This is a genomic window from Candidatus Culexarchaeum yellowstonense (assembly GCF_024707025.1).
GTDB lineage: Archaea > Thermoproteota > Methanomethylicia > Culexarchaeales > Culexarchaeaceae > Culexarchaeum.
In genome coordinates this window covers 1-3967 of the sequence record NZ_JANGFQ010000237.1, presented here as the reverse complement: position 1 = coordinate 3967, position 3967 = coordinate 1, and the positions used below count along the sequence as shown (strand labels likewise).

General features: G+C 39.0%; 7 protein-coding genes. 2 read left to right on the top strand and 5 right to left on the bottom strand.

What is annotated here, in order from left to right:
• Positions 1-256: 256 nt before the first annotated feature.
• Together MRT15_RS11950 and MRT15_RS11945 are read right to left on the bottom strand one after the other, a co-directional pair.
• Positions 257-877 carry a hypothetical protein gene (locus tag MRT15_RS11950; RefSeq protein WP_304330513.1) on the bottom strand — a complete coding sequence of 207 codons (621 nt, stop codon included), beginning with the start codon at positions 875-877 and terminating at the stop codon, positions 257-259.
• A 257-nt stretch (positions 878-1134) separates the two neighbouring features.
• Positions 1135-1632 carry a hypothetical protein gene (locus MRT15_RS11945; RefSeq protein WP_304330511.1) on the bottom strand — a complete coding sequence of 166 codons (498 nt, stop codon included), beginning with the start codon at positions 1630-1632 and terminating at the stop codon, positions 1135-1137.
• A 115-nt stretch (positions 1633-1747) separates the two neighbouring features.
• Between MRT15_RS11945 and MRT15_RS11940 the strand changes: the two genes are divergently transcribed.
• Positions 1748-1933, top strand: coding sequence for a hypothetical protein (locus tag MRT15_RS11940; protein WP_304330508.1), 186 nt, complete (start codon positions 1748-1750; stop codon positions 1931-1933).
• Between the two features lie 35 nt (positions 1934-1968).
• On the opposite strand, the gene MRT15_RS11935 is transcribed toward MRT15_RS11940, so the two are convergent.
• A complete protein-coding gene (locus tag MRT15_RS11935) occupies positions 1969-2658 on the bottom strand; it encodes a M48 family metallopeptidase (RefSeq protein WP_304330507.1) in 690 nt (229 codons plus the stop codon).
• Positions 2659-2756: 98 nt separating this feature from the next.
• Between MRT15_RS11935 and MRT15_RS11930 the strand changes: the two genes are divergently transcribed.
• Complete coding sequence (locus tag MRT15_RS11930; RefSeq protein WP_304330505.1) at positions 2757-3053, top strand: hypothetical protein; 297 nt, start codon at positions 2757-2759, stop codon at positions 3051-3053.
• Positions 3054-3317: 264 nt separating this feature from the next.
• Here the strand turns inward: MRT15_RS11930 and MRT15_RS11925 are convergent, their stop codons facing one another.
• Together MRT15_RS11925 and MRT15_RS11920 are read right to left on the bottom strand one after the other, a co-directional pair.
• Positions 3318-3713, bottom strand: a complete 396-nt coding sequence (locus MRT15_RS11925) for a type II toxin-antitoxin system VapC family toxin (RefSeq protein WP_304330503.1) — start codon at positions 3711-3713, stop codon at positions 3318-3320.
• Positions 3700-3924: a hypothetical protein gene (locus MRT15_RS11920; protein ID WP_304330501.1), complete on the bottom strand. Its 225-nt coding sequence runs from the start codon at positions 3922-3924 to the stop codon at positions 3700-3702. Before MRT15_RS11920 ends, MRT15_RS11925 begins: the two co-directional genes overlap by 14 nt.
• Between the last annotated feature and the right edge of the window lie 43 nt (positions 3925-3967).

Here is a 3967-nt window from a genome sequence, read left to right as displayed (position 1 = left end):
CCCTCCTCCAATCTATCAAGCCTCTTCAAAATCTCGGATAAACCTAAATAGCCAGCAACAGCATACCTAAACTCCAAATCCCTATCCAAAAGTTTAAGGAACTCTTCCTTCAACTTATCCATTCATGGATCCCAAAATATTAGGGGTGAAATTCAGATATATAAGCATGCTTTAAGTGTAGTTCCAGCCACTTTTAATCGTATAAACCCCTGAAATTTAAAGCGCTCTGTAATTAGATCTCTTCATCATAATATGATTATTCCTTCAATAGTTCGTAGTAATCAACGAGAAATAGATCAATTATTGCACATATGGTAAACCAACCAATTATCACAAGGCTTCCGAGAAAGCTTCTGAAATCCAAGGGTAGAATATGGAAGATTATGCTTGCTAGAAATAATCCGCTTGCCAGATTTAATAAACCCCACGCCCATGGAACTTCAGACCTCAATCCTTTGAGATACATAAAGCCAATACTCAATATCCATAAGCAATCTAGAAGGCATAGAGCCATTAAAAGAATCAAAAACTTCAAAATATTTTCATAGCAATAGCATCCTAAAAGTATGAGAATTAAGGATTCGATGAAAATCACTGTGAAATCGAATAGCCAAATATATGAAGAAACATTCGCTTTCTCCAACCTCCTTATGTGGAGGAGGTTTCCAATAGTGAACCTCAATAACGTGACGAAGAACATGAAGGGATAACCAAAAGTTTCAATTGGGAGGAATCCTTGAAGATCTAATATTTCCTTCACGTTTTTAACCCCATAATCCGCAGCCAATGAAGATAGAGCTGTAATCCAAAAATAAGAGATGAGAGACCTCCTCCTACCCTCCACACCCCTCCTAACACTCCTCCTCTCAGAAGTCAAAGATAACCCTCCATCAATTTTGAATTGAAAAACGTAAAAAGCTAATCCAAATAAACCCAAGAAGCATAGAAGCTGCAGAAAAGCTGAAAACAATGGGATAGGTGAATGAAAACACACTCACACACTCCACAACGTTAACCAATAATGCTCTTAACATAGAAATTTAAAACATTTTTGAATCGAAAGAAATATTCAAAACATCTCACCACCAACCTTTAAACTTCTAAAAGTAGAAGGACCATATAAATCCACAGTTGTTAGAGTAATTTTATTTTAAAAGTGCATTTAGATGCACCAGTAGCCAAACTCTCAATTAATTCAGCTTTAACCCTTCTCTTGGTTACTGTGCTAAACATGTATGAAAGCCAATTGGTGAAGCATGCTGAGCAAAGCCTAGAAGACAAACCAGCAACACCCATTTCAACAAGTGGGCATTCACATCGCTCAGATTTAAACTCATATATAATGGTGTCTTCATCCACCCTATAGCAACCACTACTCGGGCTACTACCCAACAATCTAATTAGAGAATCCAAATCTTGACCACTCAAATCATAACCATAAACTTCCAAGAAAACTTTACAACACTCCTCACCAGCTTTCCTCAAAACCCTCTTAGCAGTTTCCTCATCCACCTCACTTAAACCAGCCACCACACCCATAACCCATCTCCGCAAAAACTCCCCGCATTTACCAGCATATTTCAAGGAATCAGCATAAGTACATGTTGAAGGCAAAAGCTCCTTCCCACCCATTTAAACTCACACCCGAACAGCATTATCGAAAAATCCATCATTTAAACCTAACCAAAATCAAGACCATAGGAAGATTTAATTGTTGAGGAAATGTGAAAATGAATGATGAAAATTGTTGAAGTGGTATTATTGGGTTGGCGTAATATTATTCTTCGTTCTGGGAGTGACTACCCTGATACCTGCACCTGCAAGTAAACCCTCCTTCTTAGGCTACTACGCCCACTGCTCCTTCACACCCATAAGCACAATAATCTGCTGGGTAATAGCTGGAGCAATATACTGGCTTGGTAAACGGGGATAGAACACTAAATTCACAAATTCCACTTTAAAGGTCCCTCATGATTTGAGGATTGTTGAGCACTTCTGGTTAGGTTTTGGAATAGTATTTCGGTTATGAACCAGTATTTGTAGAGTTTCCCGTTCCAGTTCCTTGTAGTTTGGGAATTCCATGCCCACTGTCTGCCAGAATTTACGGTTATGCCCCTTAAACTTCAGGTGGGTTAATTCATGGAATACCACATACTTCACCATATGCTCTGGTAGGCATACCAGTTTAAGGTTTAGGGTTATGTTACCCTTACTTGAACAGCTCCCCCACTTAGTCTTCTGCCTCCATATAAGCACCCTATTAGGCTTAAACTCAAACCTTAAGGAGTAATCTCCAACTATTGATTCAACCTTCAACTTCAAAAGCCATTTAAGTTGACGGAAAACCTTCAAACAGACTTTAGGGTCACCGCAACCCAAATATATCCTCTTATCAGCAATGCTTACCCCAGAACTCTTGGTGCTGAAGCAATCTACAATGTATTTTTCACCGAAAATCATGAAGACATCATTGCCATCAACCTCTTTAACAGCCTCTTGAACAATCCTCCACTGCCTCTCAATCCAAACCCTCCCCCCCTCCAAAACCTTAGAGGAATCCTTCACATTAAGCGGCAAAACAACAAGCAACCTCAACCCCCTAAACTCCAACCTAGCATACTTAACCCTCCTATAAACAACATCAAACGGAACATCCAACCCTACAACACACCCAAAACCAAATACAACAAAACCATATTAAAGGGCTACCATCCCCAAAAACAAGATTATTAGCAAAGAGTAAAACTTTCATTACCTTGACATCCCATTTGGCAGCCCTATGGAATGATATTGAAATCGCCATGCATCCAAGCCTCATGGATACGCTATTGAAGTGGTTAACCGATTCTGATAGGCAAGTAGTTATAGCCACACACAGCTTCGACGTCTTACACAGCCTAACATTAATAGAACCAAGGGATGCCAAGGTAATATTGTTAAGGAAGGATGATAATGATGTAATCCACCATAAGAGCCTCGAAATAGATGAACTTGAGGAAATCCTTGAGAAGGGAATCGATCCAAGAGCTATAATTGAGAGTTTAGTGGAATGAGTCTAAGAAGAATGTAAAAGTTTAAAAGTAAAGTAATATTCCTAACACGCTACAAAATCTTCTAGAGAAAATTAAGGGAGTTAAAGATTTTGATTTGTGATGAAAATCCTTCTTGCTCATCAGTTAAATTGGAGTACTTCATAGCCATAGCATAACTTTTGAAGAATTCATTAGCTAAATTCCCAGAAATCATTAACATAAACACTATTTACACGATGTAAGCATAGAGCATGCCATAGTATTTATTTCACTTAACTGCTTCGCTCATACCAGTACAACTTTTAATCCCAGCTTCCCTGCTACTTCTGCTTGTTTTTCATCGCATGTCACCAATTCTAGGCCTTTCTCCCTCGCCATGGCTATGAAGAGTGCATCATACACAGTTGCATTGCCCTTTACGGCTATTTCAAATGCATTTAAGAGGTAACGTTCTTGGGGTTCTATGGGGAATGGCTTACCCTCCACTATATCCCTAATAATCCTCGCAGCAGTTTCATAGTTCATTTCATTCCTCAACACCTTCTTCCATAATGCATTTGAAAGCTCTTTAATAGCCAAATCTAGGGTGATTACACCTTCAAACATGACTTCTCCAACCTTCTCCCATCCCACTTCACGTGAGAAGTACTTAACTAGAGCAGAAGAATCAATGACTCTCACGATCCTCCCTCACACTCTTTACTGAGAATCCTTTCTCGCTAGGTTTCACATCTTTGAGAAGTTCATTCCAACGCTCAATAAACTTTCTAGTCTTAACCCTCCAAGCAAGCTCCTCCAAAAACCTCCTTACCTCTTCACTAATATCAACTCCACTCTCCTCCAAAGTCTCCTTAATCTCCCTGCGAATTCTAACACTAATCACAGTGCTCATAAACAACACCATAGACTATAATTGTATACAAATTTATAAACAT

Excerpts from the sequence above, each read along its gene's own strand:
- MRT15_RS11945 (WP_304330511.1), bottom strand. The coding sequence starts at position 1,632 with ATGGGTGGGAAGGAGCTTTTGCCTTCAACATGTACTTATGCTGATTCC.
- MRT15_RS11920 (WP_304330501.1), bottom strand. The coding sequence starts at position 3,924 with ATGAGCACTGTGATTAGTGTTAGAATTCGCAGGGAGATTAAGGAGACT.